This is a genomic window from Mammaliicoccus sciuri, assembly GCF_025561425.1.
GTDB lineage: Bacteria > Bacillota > Bacilli > Staphylococcales > Staphylococcaceae > Mammaliicoccus > Mammaliicoccus sciuri_A.
On record NZ_CP094824.1, the window covers coordinates 339,049 to 359,382 of the forward strand.

Here is a 20,334-nt window from a genome sequence, read left to right on the forward strand (position 1 = left end):
GAATAGAATTGCTATAATAGTATAAAAGCACAAATAATGGGGGATTAACTATGAATTTAAGTAAAGATATAGATAGAATTCTTGAGATGCATAAAACATATCCTAAACATGATGTTAGCTTTGTAAGTACAGGCAATCAGTACCAAAAGGCAATCGTAAGAGTTTTTAAGAATCCAAATAATATTAAAAGAAATATTTTAAAGTTAGCGCAAGAATTTCGAAAGAAAACTGGAAAGAGTGCTAATTGGGTAAAGCTTGATTTTGTTATAGAAGAAGAAGCGATAGATTTTGACTTATTAAAAGACAATTTAATTAATACAAGAAGAAACTATGTTGATTATGGAATAGCATTAGATGACAAATGGGAATATGCTTTTTTATCTGATGAAATTAATGCTAATGCTTTTGTTAGACCTTCAAAAGATAAAAAATCATTCATTTTATCTGAAAACAATATTAATAATTATTTGAAAAAGTATAAAGGTATTAAAGTACGTTATAGTCATCAACAATACGAAGGTGAACGTGTACGTAAATTTTATACAAAAGGTTATATTATAGAGGATAATGATGTGTTTGCTCTTGATGAGCGAGGTTATACAAAAGGTCTAAGAGAAATAGACAACTTAAGTAATGAAATCGATATGATGATTGAACATAGTACACATTATTTAAGTAACGAAATTGGAGAAGATGGCAAGTACCATTACGGGTATTTTCCACATTTCGATAAAAATATAGCATTTTACAATAACTTAAGACATTCATCATCAACATATGATGTGAACCCAAATATTTGAACTAAACAAATCAAAATATTGGGGTGCATTCTAATGAGGAAAAAATATGAATTTAAATTCAAACTAAAACTTGTAAAAGAATATTTAGAAGGACATCAAAGTTATAGAACAATTGCTTTAAAATATGGTATTTCAAGTTGGTCTGTCCTTCGGATTTGGGTCAATCAATATAAAGAGTTTGGAGAAGAAGGTTTAGAAATAAAAAGTAGAAATACTGTTTATACTAGCGAATTTAAATTATCTGTTTTAAAATTTAGACAAGAAAATATGTTGTCTTATCAAGATACTGCGAATCACTTTAGAATTATTAATCCTATTATCATTGCCAATTGGCAACATCAATTTGATGAAAAGTGTCGTCTTGATATAGATAATAAACAAAAGGGACGATCTCACACTATGACTAAAAAACGATCTGAATCAGATAATAAAAATTTACCTTTAAATGAAAATGAACGTGAAGAACTTGAAAGACTTAGAAATGAAAATGAGACGTTAAAGGCAGGTATAGCTTATCAAAAAAAGTTACAAGCCTTGACCGACATTTACGGAAGCAAAAATCAGAAATAGTAAAGGTCATTAAGGAACTAAATGAAACATATAATATACGATTAAGTATCTTATTTAAAGTCGCTCAAATAGCTAAATCTGTATACTATTATTGGATAAATAAATTTAGTAAAGCTGATAAAGATGAAACATTGATTCAAGTAATAAAAGAAATATGTGAAGAATCAAACCATACCTATGGTTATCGTCGTGTTACACAAGCACTAAGAAATAGAGGTCTTATCGTAAATCATAAAAAAGTACTAAGAATTATGAAAGAACATAATCTAACTTGTACAAAGTTCACACATAGAGGTCGTAAGTATCGTTCCTTTAAAGGTAAAGTTGGTAAAGTAGCTCAAAATATATTAAATCGTAGATTTAAAACAAGTCTCCCATTTCAAAAAGTCGTAACAGATATTACAGAGTTCAAATTAATGAATGGTCAGAAATTATATTTATCACCTTTTATGGACTTATATAGTTCAGAGATTATCAGCTTTAAAATCTCAAGTCGTCCTACATTAGATATAGTCATCAATCCATTAAAAGAAATGATAAAGCGTCGTCCAAACCTAGATCATCGTTTAACGATTCATTCAGATCAAGGCTGGCATTATCAACATTCACAATACACTAGATTATTAAAAGACCATAAAATATTTCAGAGTATGTCTAGAAAAGGTAATTGTCTAGATAATTCAGTTATGGAAAACTTTTTTGGGTTACTTAAACAAGAAATGTATTATGGCCAAGAATTTAAAGATTTTCAGGACCTTGAACAAGCTATTCATCGATATATCGATTTTTATAATAACGAAAGAATCAAATCAAAATTAAAAGGCTTATCTCCCAAAAATTACAGGAGACAAACCTTTGAAATAATATACTAATTAAGGTTTAGATTTTTGGGTTCAGTACAATATGCTTTAATAGAAGGCTTAACATATTTAAATGAAGATATCACAATTGCAGAAAAAGCTATAGATTATTTAATCAATCATTATTTATATGAAACTGATGGCTTAGGTCATATATTTGACGATACTAAAAATGTAAATGAAATTAAATTAGGTCAGAATGCAGCGTTTATATTCGCAATTTGTGAATATTTAAAACATAATCCAAATAAAAAAGAATATCTTGAAGCTGCATAAAAAGTGGCACGTGGTATTGAAACAATGATAGGCGAAGATGCTAAAACAGTACATGTTATTAACTACCCTGAATTAACTGTAAAGGAACAATATAGAATTATATATTACGACGGAGAAGCGGCATTAGCTTTATTAAGGTTATACCAAATAGATCATAATGAAAAATGGTTAAATATCGTTAAAAATTTATTTGAACGTTTTATTCAAAAAGATTATTGGAAGTACCACGATCATTGGTTAGGTTATTGTACAAATGAACTTGTACAAATCGATCCACAAGAAAAATATTTTAAATTCGGTATACAGAATGTGTCTAGCTATTTAGATTATATGTACCAAAGAGAAACCACTTTCCCAACATTTTTAGAAATGTTAATGGCTACATATCACTTAGTTGAATATGCTAAAGAATCAGGTTATGAATCTTTAGTTGAACAGCATCTAGATGAAAAGAAATTTATAGATACCATTCATAAACGTGCAAATTATCAAAGAACAGGATTTTTCTATCCAGAAGTTGCGATGTATTTTAAGAATCCTTCGAGGATACTTCATTCATTCTTTATTAAACACCATGGCTATAGAGTAAGAATTGATGACATTGAACATTACTTATCTGGATATGTACAATATCAGAAAGTTTTTAAAGGATAAATATCACAACACTATCTCTAATCATCATATTGATATCACATTTTGAATGTTATAAAATATTGTAAAAATGACAATTTTTGTATAAAGGAATGGTTAGGGATATGGTGATTTCAGCTGATGGTATTATTGCTAAGATGAAAAATCAAAAGATTAACTATGATAAGGTTATGCGTAAAATGATTTCTGAATGGGAACGTTCCGAAACAAGACCTTCTATTTTAATTCATAGTTGTTGTGCGCCTTGTAGTACTTATACGTTAGAGTTATTAACACAATATGCGGATGTTGCGATTTATTTTGCGAATCCAAATATTCATCCGAAAAGTGAATATGAGCGTAGGGCGAAAGTTCAAGAAACGTTTGTTGAACAGTTTAACGAGCGTACAAATTCTAATGTTAAATATATTGAAGCAGCCTATGAACCACATAAATTTATGAAAATGGTTAAAAGCAAGGATTTAGCTGATGAAAATGAAGGTGGGCTAAGATGTACGGCTTGTTTCGAAATGCGTTTAGAACTCGTGGCAGAAGCGGCAGCTAATCTTGGATATGATTATTTCGCGAGTGCTTTAACGTTGTCACCTAAGAAAAATGCACAATTGATTAACGAACTTGGTATGGATGTTCAAGATTTATATCATGTTTATTATTTACCGAGTGATTTTAAGAAGAATAAGGGGTATGAAAGATCGATTAAAATGTGCAATGAGTATGAAATTTTTAGACAATGCTATTGTGGTTGTGTGTTTGCAGCTATGAAACAAGGTATAGATTTTAAAGAAGTGAATAAACAGGCTAAAGCTTATTTAGAATCATGTAATAAAAGTTGCATGTAATTTTATTTGCAATCCTAAGGTAAAACAGATATGTTGTAAGAGTATATAAGTTAAATAATTTTAAACCACTGGAAGTGCCTTTATAAAGGCTGAGATTAAAGTGATACCTTTAAAATTCCTTGAACCTGATCCAGCTTATACTGGCGTAGGAAAGTGGCGTATTGATTTTAAGGTACTCATGACGCTATTTTCTTAATGAAAATAGCGTTTTTTTAATTATAAGGAGGATTTATAAATGAAATTTACAGATAGAGTATTCAATAGAGTTGAACCGATTTGGCAATCTTATATGGAACATCCTTTTATTATAGGATTAGGTGATGGCACGTTAGATCAAGAAAAATTTAAACATTGGTTGAAACAAGATTATATATATTTAATAGAATATGCGAGACTATTTTCAATCGGTGCAGCTAAATCAACAGACTTAAAAATGATGGCGACTTATGCTGATTTAGCGAATGGCACATTAAATACTGAAATGTCATTACATCGAGGCTATGCTAAGCAATTTGGTATATCAGAAGCGGAATTAGAAGAGACAGAACCAGCTCAAACGACTGTTGGTTATACGAGTTATATGTTGAATATGGCACAACAAGGTGGTATAGAGAATGTTATTGCGGCTATTTTGACATGTACTTGGAGTTATAATTATATAGGTTTAAAATTAGCTAAAATTAAAGGAGCATCGGACCATCCTTTATATGGAGAATGGATCAATATGTATGCTTCAGATGAATTTAGTCAGTACAAAGAAGATTGTATTCAGTTGATGGATCAAGTTGCAGAAGGTAAGACAGAAGCGGAATTACAACGCTTGGAAGACATTATTGTTAAAACAAGCTACTATGAATATATGTTCTGGGATATGGCTGAACATTTAGAAACATGGCCAGTACCGGTTAAATAAAAAAAGGACAGAAGCATGCACGACGCTTCTGTCTTTTTTAATACTATAATTTGCCTTCGTAGGCTTTTATTAAAGTTTCTACATCGAATTTCTTCATTTTAAGGAATGCTTTTGTAACGTTACTCATTTGTTCTGGTGTGCCTTCTTCTGCCATTTGATCCATGATTTTTGGGACAATTTGCCAAGAGACACCGAATTGATCTTTAACCCATCCGCATTGTTCGGCTTCTGGTACAGCAGATAATTTATCCCAATAATAATCAATTTCTTGTTGGTCTTCTAAAAATAGCATTAATGAAATACCTTCATTTAAGTTGAATTCATGTTTATGTTCACTATCAAGAGCGACAAAATATTGATCTTCTAATTTAAATTCTGCGTGTGCAAGTGTATCTGGCTTATCTGGCTCCATGCCTTCTGGGGAATAAAATTTACTTATATCACCACTATTTTTAAATACGCTTGTATAGTAGTTTATCGCTTCTTCAGCTCTACCAACATTATCATTAATGAACATAAATGATGGTCTAATACGATTATCAAATGGTTGATCGGTGATGAGCAGTTGCCATGAAACGCCAAACTGATCTTCCAACCAGCCGTATTTTTCACTAAAGTCATAAGCACCAAGTTCCATCATAATTTTCCCGTTATGTGCGAGTGCAGTCCAAACTTTGTCGATTAATGCTGCTTCAGATTGATTGAAAAGTACTGTAAATGATATGGAAGGATTTTTTGTGAAATAAGGACCAGCATTGATTGCCATAAATTTATAACCAAAAATATTAAAAGTGAGTTGTTTTGCATCTCCGGATTGTGAATCTGTAAACGTTACATCTGAAATGATTTCTGATTCTGGAAAAGTTTGCATATAATAATCGACGGCTTCTTGAGCTTCGTTATCGAACCATAAATGCGGAACAATTCTTTGATTATTCATTTCTTCATCTCCTCAATCCTTTTTACTTATTATACACATCGTTATAAATATAAACATTTAGTTCATTTGTAAATATAAAAATAATTTTAGACAATAGGACTTTAGGACTACCTAAATATCATTTAGTAATTTACTTAAAAGTGCTATCATGGTAATTATAAATAAAAACTAGGAGTGTGACTATGAAGCTAACAAGAAAAGGTAAAGTAACAATTATTATTGCAGCTATCACCTTATAAGCTCGTTAGTGTTCCGTGTGATATGGCAGTAAATATTCCTGGATATAGTAGTCATGATAAAGTCGCACATGCATATGCATACGGTGGATCTAAAACAGCAAATTTTCAAAACGTATAAAATTAATTTAAAAAGCTAACATATGAATGTTTCAATATACTTAATATGAAATGGGGTTATTTTAGTGACTTTAATTAATGAAGTGAAGATTGAACAAAATATGAATCACCTTATTCAAAATCACGGTATTCAACTATTAAATTATATGAGTGATTGTGAAAGAGAAGAAAAAGCATTACTTTCAGCGTTTGAGAAAGTGGATAGTCATATTATTAAAGCATCTCTAGAATTGTTGAAGCAAAATAATCTTATCAGTGTTAGAACTGAAGAGATTATGCCGCCCAACATCTATTATCATCTTACGAAAGATGGCGAGTTGATTTTGCAGATGATTTATAAGTTTGAATCATTAAACTTTGATTAGGGTATATGAAAATAAATAGCTGTTGTTTTGAACTTTGATTAATTTTTAATACAATAACACATAGGAGGGATCGTCATGAATAAAGATTGGCAATCACAATTACCTATAGATGATATTAAAGAGCTCATACCAGTAAGTGGTGGAGATGTAAATGAAGCATATAGAATTGAAAGACAGAGTGGAACGGATTTTCTACTTGTTCAACATAATAGAAGCGAAGATTTTTACGCTGCCGAAATTGCTGGTTTAGAAGCATTTGAAGAAGCGGGTGTTACGGCACCTGTTGTTAAAGGTTACGGTCAAATTAATGGAGATGCGTATTTAATACTGAGTTATCTTGAAGAAGGTCGCCGAGGTAGTCAAAGTGAACTCGGCAAACTGGTAGCGAAATTGCATAGTCATTATCAACAAGATGGTAAATTTGGATTTCATTTACCTTATCATGGTAGTGCTATTACATTCGAAAATGGTTGGAAAGATACATGGATTAATATTTTTGTCGAGCAACGTTTAGATCAATTGAGAGACGAAATTGTAAGACGAGGACTTTGGTCAAAGGACGAACTTCAACAATTTGAACAAGTACGTACAGTTATTATAGAAGCTTTAACAGAACATAAAAGTAAACCGTCCTTACTACATGGAGACTTGTGGGCAGGTAATTATATGTTCTTATCAAACGGGGAACCAGCATTATTCGACCCCTCTCCATTATATGGAGATCGTGAATTTGATTTAGGAGCAACAAGAGTCTTTGGTGGTTTCACGGAAGACTTTTATAAAGCTTATGATGAAGCATTACCATTAAGTAAAGGTGCAAATGAAAGAATTAAATTTTATGAATTATACTTATTGATGGTTCACTTAGTGAAGTTTGGGTCAATGTATGCAGGTAGTGTTCAGAGAACAATGGATGACATATTAAATGATAGGTAAAAAGGATTGGGATAAAAATTTATCCCAATCCTTTATTTATTGTGTTGATATTGTATAGTTGCTGTTAAATGAACATCATCTTCACCTATATTACGATAAGTATGTGTGACGTCAGATTCGAAACGTATAGCATCATCTTGACGTACTGTGTGTTTAATGCCATTGATATCGACTTCAAGTGTGCCTCTATGAACGATAATGTATTCCTCAGATCCATTGTGATGTCCTTCTGATTTCATTTCAGCTCCACTTTGTAAAATCATATTAAACATCTCAAAATTTTTATCAATATTAAATGGAAAATATGGGTATATTGTGACGGATTGATTATCATTATATATAGGTGTAATGTCTGATTTAGACACGCAATTAATGTTATCTTCTTTATTAGAAATTAAGTCAGATATAGGTAAATGTAAGCCATTTGCTATTTTCCATAAAGTTGTAATGGTAGGATTAGATTGTCCATTCTCAATTTGATTGAGCATTGTTTTGCTTACGCCTGTCAATTTAGATACTGTGCTTAGGCTTAATTGTTGCGATGTTCGGTACTGTGACAAATTATGCGCAACAATTGTATGGATATCTTTCATAAATATAAACACTCCTATTTACTTTATAACGAACGCATTGTACAATATAATGTGTTCTTTATAACGAACGTTAAGAACAGTATAACAGAAATTCACTTTAGGGAGATAATAAAAAGATGGATCATATAAATAGAAGTAAAAAACAAACTTTAATATTATTTATTGGTATCTTACTAATTGGAGCCAGTTTAAGAGCACCTATTACTTCAGTAGGGATTGCATTACCTTCAATTAAAGAAACTTTAAATTTATCCAATACATCTGTCAGTTTAATCACAATTATTCCATTGCTTTCATTTGCAGTGATTTCACTATTCGCTGCTAAAATTAGTCATAAATTTGGATTAGAACGTACAGTTTTTGGTGCACTCATATTAATTTGTATAGGTATTGCTTTAAGAGCGATTACGGGAGTCTCTTGGTTATATGTCGGTACGATATTAATAGGTGTAGGGATTGCATTTGGAAATGTGTTAACACCAGGCATTATTAAAATGAACTTTCCTCTACGTATAGGTATCATGACAGGTTATTACACAGTCGTGATGAATATATTTGGAAGTGCTTCATCATATGTTACAGCACCACTTGTTAAACATTTTAACTACAACATTGCAATCAGTTTAATAGGTATTGTAACGTTTATAGGTATTATTATATGGTCATTCCAGTTAAACAAACATGAAACGGTTAATAGTTCTCAAACTACGACAAATATAAATGTTTGGAAATCACCATTGTCATGGCAAATTACGCTATTAATGGGCGGTCAGTCAATGATATTTTATTCATTGATAAATTGGTTACCTGAATTTTTATTAAGTCATGGTACACCAATTAATGAAGCGGGGATTTATTTATCGATTCTTCAATTAGCCATTATTCCACTAACTTTTGTCACACCTATATTTGCTGAAAAAATGAAGAACCAAGTTCTGATTACTTTTGTGACAGGATTACTTTTCGTATTAGGTATACTAACGTTAATGTCACAACCTAACTGGGCATTTTTAGGTATTATATTGATTGGTATTGCCAGTGGTTTAGCATTTGGACTTGTTAATACATTCTTTGGATTAAGAACAGAAAATGGTTTAACGGCAGCTAAATTATCAGGTATGTCACAGTCAGTAGGGTATTTATTTACTGCGATTGGTCCACTACTATTCGGTATACTGCACGATGCTACAAATAGTTGGAATACGTCATTTGGCATACTATTTGTTACGTCAATTATCATTATGATTATAGGATCACGTGCGGGTAGAAACATTACAATAGAACAAACTTTAGGAGCGAGACATTAATTTAATGTCTCGTTTTCTTTATTTCTATTTTTTAATTATAAATAAATTACGAGGATTTCAAGTTTAAGTTAGCCACCTATAATGACTGAGGTGTACACAAGGGTTAACCGTATTCGAACCTGTTGAGGATTGATTGGTTTTAATCAATTAATACTCAACAGGTAACCAAAGCTAAGACTTTAGCTTTGGAAAGATTCATACAGATTGAGGTGCTTTAAACTTTCTGCCATATTATGATGAGCTGTGTTGTAATTTAAAGTCTTTCTAGGATAGTCATTCATATATTGTTGTATGGCTTTTATGAAGCGTTTTTGAACATTGGATAAATCATGTGCTTTTGGAATAAAACGACGAATCATTTTATGTTGGTTTTCACTTGTCCCACGTTCATATGATGAGAATGGATGTGTGAAGTATATTTCTATCATATGGCCAAATTCTTCATACAGCGATGCAAATTCTGAACCATTGTCAGATGTGATAGATTTGAAGATTTTTGGTGCTTTTTCGCCTAAGGAGTCAAATAAGTTTTTCAATGCGTGAGACACCGCATCAGCACTTTTACTCTCTATTATTTCTAGTATTTCAAAACGCGTTTGTCTCTCAACAAGTGTTAAGATAACTGGCTTTGACTTGTCTTTAGTTCCTATTACGGTATCTATTTCCCAGTGACCAAAAGACTGACGTGATTCAATTTCACTAGGACGTGTCTCAATACTTGGACCGAGCACTCGACTGTGTGGATGATTATGGTAGCTATTCTGAGTAGAGTGACGTCTTTTTAATTTTTCTAGTAGATCAATATTCTTAGTTTCCATGATTTGTTGATCTATCCAAGCATATACTGTCGTTGTTGAAGGGATTTTTTCTCTTTCAAAACATTGTTCCTTGTGAGCATATGCCACGACTGCTTCAGGTGACCAGCGTTTCTTTTTCATGAGGTGATCTGCCCATGGAATAAATAATGGGTTCTTCTTCCATAAGGGCTGAGCACCACATTGTTGTCTGTTTTGTCGATAACGTTGTTGACCTAGTGAAGAAAAATAAATTTGCGTCTCATATTCATAGACTTTATGTTGTTGTTTTTGTCGTTTAATTTGACGTGTTGTTCCTCGATGAATTTCGTTATTGATTGTTTGAGGTGCACGTCCTAATTCACGCGCGATTGCACGATTTGAAAAACCTAAATTTTTAAGTGTTTCTATTTGAACACGTTCTTCATAACTTAAGTGTGTTCCTTTATGGTTTGTCATGTTAGAATAAGTATGCGTCATGTGAATTCATTCCTTTATTGATTTGGTCTGGTAGCCTCAATAATAACATGAAATTCACGTGGCGTTTTTTTGTCTAAAGGTGGCTAAGTTGATTATAAAATCCACCTTATAAATAAATTACAATATTATGAACAAAATACATATAATTTTATAAAAAAAGGAAAACGCTTTCTAGTAGTGCTTTATTTTCTGATTATTTATAGTATAATTGTCCCATGAAGTTTGAATAAAATTAAATAGATAAATCTTAGCTGAAAAGTTTGTAATGAGGAGTGACACGAAAGAATGGAAGACAATCATTTAAAAAGGGGTCTGAGTTCACGTCAAGTACAGATGATTGCACTTGGTGGAACAATAGGTGTCGGTTTGTTTATGGGTGCTTCAAGCACTATCAAATGGTCGGGACCATCTGCAATATTCGCTTATTTAGTAGCAGGCCTTTTCTTGTATTTAGTAATGAGAGCAATGGGAGAATTAGTTTATTTGTATCCAACTACAGGATCATTCGCCAACTATGCGAGTGATTATTTACATCCAGTAGCTGGTTATGTAACAGCATGGAGTAACATATTCCAATGGATAGTAGTAGGTATGAGTGAAGTAATCGCTGTTGGTCAATATATGCAATACTGGTGGCCAGATTTACCAACGTGGATACCAGGGGTAATAGTCGTTGTAACTTTAGCTGCAGCAAATTTAACGTCAGTTAAAGCTTTCGGTGAATTTGAATTCTGGTTTGCAATGATTAAAGTAGTAACAATTATTTTAATGATTATAGCTGGTTTTGGTCTAATCTTCTTTGGACTTGGAAATGGCGGGAATGCTATAGGATTAGGAAACTTAACAGAACATGGTGGATTCTTCCCTAATGGTATCGTAGGTTTCTTCTTTGCATTATCAATGGTTGTAGGTTCTTATCAAGGGGTAGAATTAATAGGGATTACAGCTGGTGAAACGAAAGATCCACAGAAAAATATTAAAAAAGCCGTTAATGGTGTAATTTGGCGTATTTTAATCTTTTACATAGGTGCAATATTCGTTATTGTAACAGTTTATCCATGGGATCAATTAGGTAACGTAGGTAGTCCATTTGTTGCAACATTCGCAAAAGTAGGTATCACAATTGCGGCAGGATTAATTAACTTTGTTGTTATTACAGCAGCAATGTCAGGTTGTAACTCAGGTATATTCAGTTCAAGCCGTATGGTTTATACATTAGCTCAAAAAGGACAAATGCCTCGTATTTTCACAAAAGTTATGAAAACAGGGGTACCATTCTTTGCAGTATTAGCAATTTCAATTGGTATTTTTGTAGGTGTTATTTTAAATATCGTATTACCATTAGTGATTGATGGTTCTGAAAATATCTTTGTGTATGTATACAGTGCATCAATTCTACCAGGTATGGTTCCTTGGTTTATGATTTTATTTAGTCATATTCAATTTAGAAGACATCATTCAGATGAAATTAAAGATCATCCATTCAAGATGCCGTTCGCACCATACTCTAACTATTTAACATTAGGATTCTTTATCCTAGTATTAATCGGTATGTTGTTCAATTCAGAAACACGCGTTTCTGTTATTATCGGTATTGTATTCTTATCCGTAATGGCAATCGTATACTTCTTAAGAGGTTATCATAAAGAAGATAAAGGTGAATATTAAGCCTTTAATATAAAGCGTCTAGAACAGAAAAGTTCTAGACGCTTTTTCGTATTTTTAGAAATATGGGGGAGGGGTGAATATTTTAGATGAGGGGAATATTGCAAGTGGGGCGTGACAAGCAATGTTCAGGGCATTATTTATCAAGACTGCCCAAAGAAGATAAAAAGGCGCCTCGTATTTATCAAGACTGCCTAAACAAGATAAATAGGAGCCCCGTATTTATCAAGACTGCCTAAACAAGATAAATAGGAGCCCCGTATTTATCAAGACTGCCTAAACAAGATAAATAGGAGCCCCGTATTTATCAAGACTGCCCAAACAAGATAAATAGGAGCCCCGTATTTATCAAGACTGCCCAAACAAGATAAATAGGAGCTCTGTATTTATCAAGACTGACCAAACAAGATAAATAGGAGCCTTATATTTATCAAGACAGGCGAAACAAGATAAATAGAAGCATTGTATTTATCAAGACTGACCAAACAAGCAACATAGAGCTCATCTCCCTCACATTTTCCATATGAAAGAGACTGGAATGCAACATTCCAGTCTCATTATTTTATATGAACAAAGTATGGTTATTGATTTTGATGTATTTCTTTAATAAAGTCTACAAATTTTTCTCGGAATTGTTCGTTTTGTGCATGCATACATACTTCTACTTTACCTTCATCGCTAAATTCAGTGTATGTACATCCTGCTGCTTGTCCTTCTGTTATGACAGATACATCGGCACGCTCTGTTGTAAACATTTCTGGATATAATAAGTAGAAAATTGTACATAAGTCATGGATGATATGTTCATGTTCATCGCCGGCATTTACATCGTTGTATGAAGATAACATATCTATAATGATGTTTCCAAAGTCTCCTTGTGTTTGAATGATATTTAAATCATCTTTATTGATCATAGTTTCTCTTGTTACATCAAGTCCACACATTACAATTGGAACATCTTGATCGAAGACAATTTTTGCTGCATGTGGGTCTACAAAAATATTAAATTCTGCAACGGGTGTAGCATTTCCACCAACTGCTGCGCCGCCCATTAACACGATTTGTTTAATATTCTTTTTAGTTTCAGGAAATAGTGAGAATAACAGCCCTATATTTGTTAGTGGTCCAATTGGGGCGAGCGTAATAGGTTCTTCAGAATTCAAGATAGTATCTCTCATTGCGATAACAGCATGTTCTTCTAGTATATCATTTTGTAAAGTGGTCTTAATTTGAGCATTTCCTATACCATTTTGACCATGTACATGTTCTGCTGTTTCAAGTGTATTAATCAGTGGTTTATCTACACCTTTAGCAACTGGCGTATTTGTATGAAAGTAACTTACAATATCTAATGCATTTTGTGTTGTTCGTTCAATGCCTACATTACCACCAATAGTTGTAATTAATTTTACATCTAATTCTTTACTATGTAGTGCTGCAGAAATCGCTATAATATCATCAATTCCAGGGTCCGTGTCAATAATAATCGGGATTGTCATGTTGTTCGCTCCTTTATCGATATGATATATATAGTATAACAAAGTACAATTATAATTACGGAATGTACGATTAATAGCACTTTTTGAAAATAATACAGAAGGCAGAGTAACCTCTTAAAATAAATGACGTATTGTTAAAAAAGTATATAATGGTGTTAAAGGTTATGATCATGCGTTTGCAACTTCAAGTTGCTCGGGGTGCAAAGTATAGTATCGGGATATTTTAAAGTAGTCGTTATATAGTAAACATAAGGAGTTGGTTGATATGAATATTGGAGCTAGAATTAAAGAAGAGAAAGAAATTAATGGATGGTCTCAAGAACAACTTGCTAACAAATTACATGTCAAAAGACAAAGTGTTTCTAAATGGGAACTCGGTAAAGTATATCCAGGTATAGATATACTCGTGCAAATGAGCGATATCTTTGATGTATCTTTAGATGAGCTAATCAAAGGGGATAAAAATTTAAAAAACACGATTATTGAGACTTATCGAAATGACCCTAACCATAATCAAAATAATTATAATCGCCCGATGAATGGTTGGGAGTTCTTATCAAGATATTGGTGGGTCGTAATTCCGTTCGGAGGTATTATCATAGGTATCATTAATGCGCTCTTACAATAAATAGAAGAGGTGATGAATATGGATAAACATTTATATATAGCACATGGCTATACTGCAAACAGTAAAAAACATTGGTTTAAATGGTTAACAGAACAATTTGACGATATAGATAGTAAAATATTGGACTTTCCTAATTCATCAAATCCTGTGTTAGAAGATTGGAATAAGACTTTATTAGATGAAGTAGATATAACGAGTGGTAATAATGTAATCGTTGCACATAGTTTAGGTGTTGTGACGGTATTAGATTATCTATCTAGATATGAAGGAGAATGGAATGTTAAAGGACTTGTGCTTCTGGCAGGCTTTTATGAAAAGATTCCTAACTTGAATAAAATTGATACTTACATGGATCAAACACATGTAGATTTTGAGAAGATTATTAAACAAGTACCAAACATTGTCAGTGTCATAGCATCTAATGACCGTTTAGTCCCACGAAATTTAAGTGAACGATTAGCAGAAAAGCTTCAATCTGAAGAGGTTATTGTTGAACATGAAGGGCATTTCTGTGATTCAGACGGTTATACTGAGTTTCCAGAAGTTGCAGAAATCGTAAATGATATGTTTAATAAATAAAGTATATATAAAAAAACGCCCCTGGCTATTGCCGGGGGCGTTGGATTAATGTGTTGAATAAAATTTTAATACTGCTTATATATTATGCAGTTACCCATTGTGAAGGGCCTGCAGTGTTGTATAATTTAACAGCTGCTGCATCTTGTACTGATTCTGGAGCTTCTGTTGGTGATTTACCTACCCATTCAGATGGTGCTACTGAATCCCAAGTGCTTTGTAAGAATTGGTATTTACCTGCTGCACCTGAAATTGGGTTAACAGCTTTTAAGTCTCCGCCAGATTCACGTTGAGCAATAAGTTTTAAGTGATCATTAACATATACACTTGAACCTTCAGAAGCTGAAGCTGAAGCTGAAGATGTAGATGTTTGAGTTGTTTGTGTAGTAGTTTGTTGTGTTTGTTGTTTTGGTGCTTCTACTTGTTGAGGTGCTTCTTGAGTTGCTTGTTCATTAGCTGTGTTATTTGCTGCTGGAGCTGGAGCTTGAGTGCTTTCAGAGTCAGCTGCATTAGTTGCATGGTATTCCCAAGTAAAGTTATAACCATCTGATTGGAAGTTATACTCGAAACCATCTAATGTGAAGTTAATGTTATATGCGCCTTCTTGAATCGCATGTTCATTAAGTTCTGGTGAATTAGATTGAGCTAATTGAGCTAATTGCTCTTTATTTATGTCCTGTTCAGCTGCGTCTGCAACTTGTGTAGATGCAACACCTGTTGCTCCGATTGCTACTGCTAATGATGAAGTTAAAAATGCTTTTTTCATAATTTTAAAACCCTCCGAATATTTTTTTATTTATAGTATCTTTATTAAGATGATAATTTCTTTGTTAGTTAAAAATTCTTCCCTTAAATTTGGGACAAGACAACAATAACATATATAGAGGCTTTGTAAATTACAGTCAAATAACAAAAGATTACAATGTAGAAGAAATAATGTAATAATGAATTACGCTTGTTATATTTTGTAATATTACACCTTAGTTTACCGATTGTATACAATTGGATGATAAAATAGTCGGATTTTATATAATGAAATAGAATACTTTCATGACGGTTTTGAAAGTAGATATATAAATTTTAAAATTCGATTTCATTACTAAGAAATAAGATCATAGAATAAAAATGTAAAATTTTAGATGTGTAAAATGAATCAATTATATTTTGTTTATGAAAAGTTCATTGCAAGAATTTAATGTTTCAGATAATGCTTCTATAGTTAGTGCGCGTAAGTTTCAGCGTAATTATGACGACAATAGACTGAATTATCAGTAATATTACTAGTAGCGTACTAACAATTCCTTTGTGTAATATTTTTGATATCATTGTAATGTTATCGTAACATTAAGGTGTACAATTATACTAAAAGGGAGTGATGATAATGAATAAAATAACTAAATTAACAATTGCAACAGGAATTTCTTTTGGAACAATTTTTGGCATTATAGATTTTCCTGGTCAAGACAGTCATGAAGTTGAAGCAGCCACAACACCTTACTACACTTATAAAGGTTACACCGGTCATGACGGTAGTTTTATTTTAGATTCAGCTTTCATCAATGCTTTAGTGTATAAGAACGTTACAATGAATAATTATAGAATTGTTCAACCACAATCTTATGAAGGAAATATTTATACGCATAGAACTTCATACGATCAAACATTCTGTCTTGGTGGAAAATATGAAGAAGAATATGCTGCAAGTGTTAAATTCCCGGTGAAAAAGCATCACATTTCAAAAGCACAAATTCTCAAAGCTTACGGAAATGAATATACTATAGAAGAAACTAGTAACGGAGATGAACATAGATTCCTAGTAGGTGGCAATCTTATCATATTTACAATAGATGATAATTACGTCACAACAGTTAATATTGGAGAGAATTTAAAATAGCATAAAGGCATTGAATTATTATTTTTACAACTATATAATGAAACTAACTTAAATGAACGGAGGTGTTTTAGATGTTTCTTTTAGCTCATAGTTGCAGATTTTTCGTAATCGTACGCAACAAATTTGCGGATGTTCTTCCAAAATTGGCGGAGTATGTCTTTTTTGAAGAAAAATATAGCTATAAGGAATGTCTAACACCAGCTTCCTTATAGACCGATTTTGGAGGAAGCAGAATGAATATTATTAATATGTCTAAACTATCAAAGTCTTACACAGGTGATCTCATCTTTGAGGATATTAAATATGACTTGAATGAAGGAGATTGCGTAGGACTAGTTGGAAGAAATGGTGAAGGTAAGAGTACATTATTGAAATTGATGGCTGGTATCGAAGTGCCGACAGAGGGGCAAATAAGCTGGCAAAAGAACATTTCAATTGGCTATTTAAACCAGTTACCACAGTACGAAGCAGATAAAGAAATTTATGAATGTTTATCAGAAATATTTAAAGAAATCAATCACGTCTCTCAAAAAATGAAATTTTTAGAAGATGAAATGGCAAATAATGTAGATGATTTAGAACGTTTATTAAAACAATATGGTGCATTACAAGAAACATTTGAAGAAATAGGTGGATATGAAAGAGACGCACTTATTAGAAGAGTCAGTCATGGTTTGAAAATTGATCAATTATTAAATCAAACATGGGGGAAACTCTCTGGAGGAGAACGTACTAAAGTAGGACTCGCTCAAATATTATTGCAACAGCCTAAACTACTATTATTAGATGAACCAACCAATCATTTAGATATTTCATCCATTGATTGGCTAGCAGATTTTATTAAACAATATAATGGTGCAGTTATGATCGTATCGCATGATCGATACTTTTTAGATGAAACAGTCAATCAAATATTAGAAATCGATCAAGGACATTTGCATATTTATCACGGTAATTATAGTTATTTTGTTAAAGAAAAAGAAGCACGCATTATACGTGAATTTGAAGCCTATCAGACACAACAGAAGAAAATTAAAAAAATGGAAGACTCCATTAAACAATTAAGATTGTGGGCGAGTCAAGCAAAGCCACCAAATGCTGCAATGTATAAACGTGCGAAAAGTATGGAAAAAGCATTAAATAGAATAAAAAGATTAGATAAACCAGTACTAGAAAATAAAAAAATGAATGTAAACTTAACAGAAGGACAGCGTGTCTCAAATGATGTAATTGAATTCAACAAAGTTTCTAAAATGTATGAAGATATACTATTCGAAGATATCGATTTACTTATTAGAAGAAAAGAACACGTATCCATTATCGGTAATAACGGTACAGGGAAAAGTACACTATTAAAAATGATGATGCATCAAGTAGAACCAGACGATGGAGAAGTCCATTGCGCTTCAAACTTAAGAACAGGTTACTTATCTCAACATACGTTTGAAAATATAGAAAATCAAACAGTCATAGAAACATTTAGAGATGTCGTGCATGTAACAGAAGGACAAGCAAGACACATACTTGCACAATTTATGTTCTATGGAGAAGATGTATTTAACAAAGTGGAAAGTTTAAGTGGTGGAGAAAAAATGAGATTAAGATGGGCACAAATCGTTAACCAAGACTTTAACGTGCTCATACTTGATGAACCAACAAACCATTTAGATATAGATTCAAAAGAAACAATAGAAGAAGCACTGTTAGAATACGAAGGTACCGTAATAGCCGTATCACATGATAGATATTTCTTAAATAAACTATTTGATATAACGTATTTACTACAAGATAAACAACTCACAAAATATGAAGGAAATTATGATTACGTAAAAGAGAAGTTATCATGATAAAAATAAAGCGACGCCCGGAAATGGCGTCGCTTTTCATATTATATATAGGTTTTGTATCGGTTTTGTATAGGATTTTGGAGTCAAGTCCATATGTTTGTGTAATATCTTTAGAATGTAATCAACCTTTGGTTTTTTAATGAATCGAACAACTATATATGTTTTGAAGTTTAAACAGATATAGTTGTTTGATCACTACTTATTTTTTAAAAAATAAGTAGCTTAATTAAGCGATAAATGGTCTGTTAGACTTATCAAATCTTTCTTGAATATCCATAAGTACTGCGCCAATTAATCTAAAAGCTGAATCTAGATTAGGGAATGTTTTAACTATTTTTTCTCGTTTTCTGAGTTGCATATTAATATTTTCAACTGAATTAGTAGTTCTTAGATTTTTATGATGTTGAGCAGGAAATCTATAGAATTGTGAGGCATCTTCGAAGCCTTCATCCAATATTTTAATAGCTTCCACATACTTAGGATTACTTTCATATTGTGCAATGAATTCATCTTTGAGCTGAACAGCGTGACGATATGTTGGTGCTTGGAATATTGATTTAAGTAACATTCTAGCTTCTTTAGAGTTCTTTTTAGGAAATCTCTCTACAATATTTTTAAGAAAATGGAATGTACAACGTTGCCAAGATGAATCAATAAACTGTGACTTAATAGATTTAATAAGTCCAGAATGCGCATCAGAGATAATAAGTTCAGGTGTTGTTAAACCACGCATTCTTAAGTCTTCAAAAAACTCTGACCAAGCTAATTCTGACTCTTGATTAGAAATTTTAAAGCCAATAATGTCGCGTTTTCTATTTTCGTTGATACCCATAGCGATATAAACACCTTTAGAAACAATTTTATTATTCTCTCTTACCTTAATGTGCATAGCATCAACAAATACATACTTATACTGATGACTAACAATAGGTCTACCAGCCCATTCTTTAATTTCAGGATCTAGGTTTTTTATTACGCCTGAAACAGTTGATTTAGACACAGATTTTCCCGTTAGGGATTCCACAATTTTATTAACATTTCTAGTTGAAACACCATTAATGTATGCTTCTGTCATCGCTAAAATAAGCGATTGGTCAGAACGCGAATATTGATTAAATACTTCAGTTGTAAATTCACCGTCACGTGTTCTTGGAACTTTTAATGTCAGATTGCCAATAGGCATCAGGAAATCACGCTCATAATAGCCATTACGTTGTGCGTTTCTTCCTGAATTCTTTTGTTTATATCCAGCATTAACATACTTGTCTCTTTCCATTTCCATGTATGCATTTATGACAGTCATAGCTATTGTTTTCATAGACGCATTCATATCACTTCCAAAAATAGCACTTGCCAATTCTTCATAATCTAAGTTAACATTTAATTGAGTCATATATAGTCACCTCTACAATTTTTTCTTAGTCGATTACATTGTACCAAAGTGAGCTATATGTGGCTCTTTTTTTATTACACAATTATATGGACATATTCGATTTTGGACCGAATTTGCACCCGCTAACGCTCAAGAGTGGAAAACGAGATCGT

Annotated in this window: 19 protein-coding genes, 1 pseudogene and 1 riboswitch; of the genes and pseudogenes, 14 read left to right on the forward strand and 6 right to left on the reverse strand. The window is 32.3% G+C overall.

Annotated elements, in window-relative coordinates; all coding sequences use genetic code 11:
- Positions 1–50: 50 nt before the first annotated feature.
- The 6 genes and pseudogenes from MUA60_RS01540 (at position 51) to tenA (ending at position 4,909) form a co-directional block, all read left to right on the forward strand.
- Positions 51–800, forward strand: coding sequence for a hypothetical protein (locus tag MUA60_RS01540; RefSeq protein ID WP_262649307.1), 750 nt, complete (start codon positions 51–53; stop codon positions 798–800).
- Positions 801–833: 33 nt separating this feature from the next.
- The gene (locus tag MUA60_RS01545; RefSeq protein ID WP_262647822.1) at positions 834–1,370 is read left to right on the forward strand and encodes a transposase; all 537 of its coding nucleotides are present in this window, start codon (positions 834–836) and stop codon (positions 1,368–1,370) included.
- An 8-nt stretch (positions 1,371–1,378) separates the two neighbouring features.
- Positions 1,379–2,242 carry an IS3 family transposase gene (locus MUA60_RS01550; protein ID WP_262650532.1) on the forward strand — a complete coding sequence of 288 codons (864 nt, stop codon included), beginning with the start codon at positions 1,379–1,381 and terminating at the stop codon, positions 2,240–2,242.
- Positions 2,243–2,263: 21 nt separating this feature from the next.
- Positions 2,264–3,160 (forward strand): annotated as a pseudogene (locus MUA60_RS01555) (poly(glycerol-phosphate) alpha-glucosyltransferase); the annotation flags it as partial.
- Between the two features lie 104 nt (positions 3,161–3,264).
- A complete protein-coding gene (locus tag MUA60_RS01560; protein WP_262650560.1) occupies positions 3,265–3,996 on the forward strand; it encodes an epoxyqueuosine reductase QueH in 732 nt (243 codons plus the stop codon).
- 60 nt (positions 3,997–4,056) lie between these two features.
- Positions 4,057–4,165: riboswitch (TPP riboswitch) on the forward strand.
- Positions 4,166–4,231: 66 nt separating this feature from the next.
- Positions 4,232–4,909, forward strand: coding sequence for a thiaminase II (tenA, locus tag MUA60_RS01565; protein ID WP_239740126.1), 678 nt, complete (start codon positions 4,232–4,234; stop codon positions 4,907–4,909).
- Positions 4,910–4,952: 43 nt separating this feature from the next.
- On the opposite strand, the gene MUA60_RS01570 is transcribed toward tenA, so the two are convergent.
- A complete protein-coding gene (locus MUA60_RS01570) occupies positions 4,953–5,849 on the reverse strand; it encodes a VOC family protein (protein ID WP_262649310.1) in 897 nt (298 codons plus the stop codon).
- 421 nt (positions 5,850–6,270) lie between these two features.
- Between MUA60_RS01570 and MUA60_RS01575 the strand changes: the two genes are divergently transcribed.
- Complete coding sequence (locus MUA60_RS01575; protein WP_262649312.1) at positions 6,271–6,570, forward strand: hypothetical protein; 300 nt, start codon at positions 6,271–6,273, stop codon at positions 6,568–6,570.
- A 75-nt stretch (positions 6,571–6,645) separates the two neighbouring features.
- Positions 6,646–7,506, forward strand: a complete 861-nt coding sequence (locus MUA60_RS01580) for a fructosamine kinase family protein (RefSeq protein WP_262649313.1) — start codon at positions 6,646–6,648, stop codon at positions 7,504–7,506.
- Between the two features lie 32 nt (positions 7,507–7,538).
- Here MUA60_RS01580 and MUA60_RS01585 read toward each other — a convergent pair whose 3' ends face one another.
- Positions 7,539–8,099 (reverse strand): helix-turn-helix domain-containing protein, encoded by a 561-nt coding sequence (locus MUA60_RS01585; protein WP_262649315.1) that lies wholly within the window; start codon positions 8,097–8,099, stop codon positions 7,539–7,541.
- A 116-nt stretch (positions 8,100–8,215) separates the two neighbouring features.
- Here MUA60_RS01585 and MUA60_RS01590 point away from each other — a divergent pair, with 116 nt between their 5' ends.
- Positions 8,216–9,406 carry a CynX/NimT family MFS transporter gene (locus MUA60_RS01590; RefSeq protein WP_262649317.1) on the forward strand — a complete coding sequence of 397 codons (1,191 nt, stop codon included), beginning with the start codon at positions 8,216–8,218 and terminating at the stop codon, positions 9,404–9,406.
- A 179-nt stretch (positions 9,407–9,585) separates the two neighbouring features.
- Here MUA60_RS01590 and MUA60_RS01595 read toward each other — a convergent pair whose 3' ends face one another.
- Positions 9,586–10,680: an IS30 family transposase gene (locus tag MUA60_RS01595; RefSeq protein ID WP_262649318.1), complete on the reverse strand. Its 1,095-nt coding sequence runs from the start codon at positions 10,678–10,680 to the stop codon at positions 9,586–9,588.
- A 285-nt stretch (positions 10,681–10,965) separates the two neighbouring features.
- Between MUA60_RS01595 and MUA60_RS01600 the strand changes: the two genes are divergently transcribed.
- Positions 10,966–12,348 (forward strand): amino acid permease, encoded by a 1,383-nt coding sequence (locus tag MUA60_RS01600; RefSeq protein WP_262649320.1) that lies wholly within the window; start codon positions 10,966–10,968, stop codon positions 12,346–12,348.
- 578 nt (positions 12,349–12,926) lie between these two features.
- Here MUA60_RS01600 and MUA60_RS01605 read toward each other — a convergent pair.
- Positions 12,927–13,844, reverse strand: a complete 918-nt coding sequence (locus MUA60_RS01605; RefSeq protein ID WP_262649321.1) for a nucleoside hydrolase — start codon at positions 13,842–13,844, stop codon at positions 12,927–12,929.
- Between the two features lie 265 nt (positions 13,845–14,109).
- Here MUA60_RS01605 and MUA60_RS01610 point away from each other — a divergent pair, with 265 nt between their 5' ends.
- Both MUA60_RS01610 and MUA60_RS01615 read left to right on the forward strand, forming a co-directional pair.
- Complete coding sequence (locus tag MUA60_RS01610; protein WP_262649323.1) at positions 14,110–14,472, forward strand: helix-turn-helix domain-containing protein; 363 nt, start codon at positions 14,110–14,112, stop codon at positions 14,470–14,472.
- A gap of 18 nt (positions 14,473–14,490) precedes the next feature.
- Complete coding sequence (locus tag MUA60_RS01615; protein WP_262649325.1) at positions 14,491–15,051, forward strand: RBBP9/YdeN family alpha/beta hydrolase; 561 nt, start codon at positions 14,491–14,493, stop codon at positions 15,049–15,051.
- An 82-nt stretch (positions 15,052–15,133) separates the two neighbouring features.
- Here the strand turns inward: MUA60_RS01615 and MUA60_RS01620 are convergent, their stop codons facing one another.
- The gene (locus tag MUA60_RS01620) at positions 15,134–15,814 is read right to left on the reverse strand and encodes a transglycosylase family protein (RefSeq protein ID WP_262649327.1); all 681 of its coding nucleotides are present in this window, start codon (positions 15,812–15,814) and stop codon (positions 15,134–15,136) included.
- Between the two features lie 615 nt (positions 15,815–16,429).
- Between MUA60_RS01620 and isaB the strand changes: the two genes are divergently transcribed.
- Positions 16,430–16,942 carry an immunodominant staphylococcal antigen IsaB family protein gene (gene isaB / locus MUA60_RS01625; protein WP_262649329.1) on the forward strand — a complete coding sequence of 171 codons (513 nt, stop codon included), beginning with the start codon at positions 16,430–16,432 and terminating at the stop codon, positions 16,940–16,942.
- A gap of 233 nt (positions 16,943–17,175) precedes the next feature.
- Positions 17,176–18,789, forward strand: coding sequence for a ribosomal protection-like ABC-F family protein (abc-f, locus tag MUA60_RS01630; RefSeq protein WP_262649331.1), 1,614 nt, complete (start codon positions 17,176–17,178; stop codon positions 18,787–18,789).
- 226 nt (positions 18,790–19,015) lie between these two features.
- Here abc-f and MUA60_RS01635 read toward each other — a convergent pair whose 3' ends face one another.
- The gene (locus MUA60_RS01635; protein ID WP_107611145.1) at positions 19,016–20,182 is read right to left on the reverse strand and encodes an IS256 family transposase; all 1,167 of its coding nucleotides are present in this window, start codon (positions 20,180–20,182) and stop codon (positions 19,016–19,018) included.
- Positions 20,183–20,334 lie beyond the last annotated feature (152 nt).

Coding starts and splice junctions, on each gene's coding strand:
- tenA (WP_239740126.1), top strand. CDS start 4,232: ATGAAATTTACAGATAGAGTATTCAATAGAGTTGAACCGATTTGGCAA.
- MUA60_RS01580 (WP_262649313.1), top strand. CDS start 6,646: ATGAATAAAGATTGGCAATCACAATTACCTATAGATGATATTAAAGAG.
- MUA60_RS01585 (WP_262649315.1), bottom strand. CDS start 8,099: ATGAAAGATATCCATACAATTGTTGCGCATAATTTGTCACAGTACCGA.
- MUA60_RS01635 (WP_107611145.1), bottom strand. CDS start 20,182: ATGACTCAATTAAATGTTAACTTAGATTATGAAGAATTGGCAAGTGCT.
- isaB (WP_262649329.1), top strand. CDS start 16,430: ATGAATAAAATAACTAAATTAACAATTGCAACAGGAATTTCTTTTGGA.
- MUA60_RS01540 (WP_262649307.1), top strand. CDS start 51: ATGAATTTAAGTAAAGATATAGATAGAATTCTTGAGATGCATAAAACA.
- MUA60_RS01615 (WP_262649325.1), top strand. CDS start 14,491: ATGGATAAACATTTATATATAGCACATGGCTATACTGCAAACAGTAAA.
- MUA60_RS01600 (WP_262649320.1), top strand. CDS start 10,966: ATGGAAGACAATCATTTAAAAAGGGGTCTGAGTTCACGTCAAGTACAG.
- abc-f (WP_262649331.1), top strand. CDS start 17,176: ATGAATATTATTAATATGTCTAAACTATCAAAGTCTTACACAGGTGAT.
- MUA60_RS01620 (WP_262649327.1), bottom strand. CDS start 15,814: ATGAAAAAAGCATTTTTAACTTCATCATTAGCAGTAGCAATCGGAGCA.
- MUA60_RS01595 (WP_262649318.1), bottom strand. CDS start 10,680: ATGACGCATACTTATTCTAACATGACAAACCATAAAGGAACACACTTA.
- MUA60_RS01590 (WP_262649317.1), top strand. CDS start 8,216: ATGGATCATATAAATAGAAGTAAAAAACAAACTTTAATATTATTTATT.
- MUA60_RS01610 (WP_262649323.1), top strand. CDS start 14,110: ATGAATATTGGAGCTAGAATTAAAGAAGAGAAAGAAATTAATGGATGG.
- MUA60_RS01545 (WP_262647822.1), top strand. CDS start 834: ATGAGGAAAAAATATGAATTTAAATTCAAACTAAAACTTGTAAAAGAA.
- MUA60_RS01570 (WP_262649310.1), bottom strand. CDS start 5,849: ATGAATAATCAAAGAATTGTTCCGCATTTATGGTTCGATAACGAAGCT.
- MUA60_RS01605 (WP_262649321.1), bottom strand. CDS start 13,844: ATGACAATCCCGATTATTATTGACACGGACCCTGGAATTGATGATATT.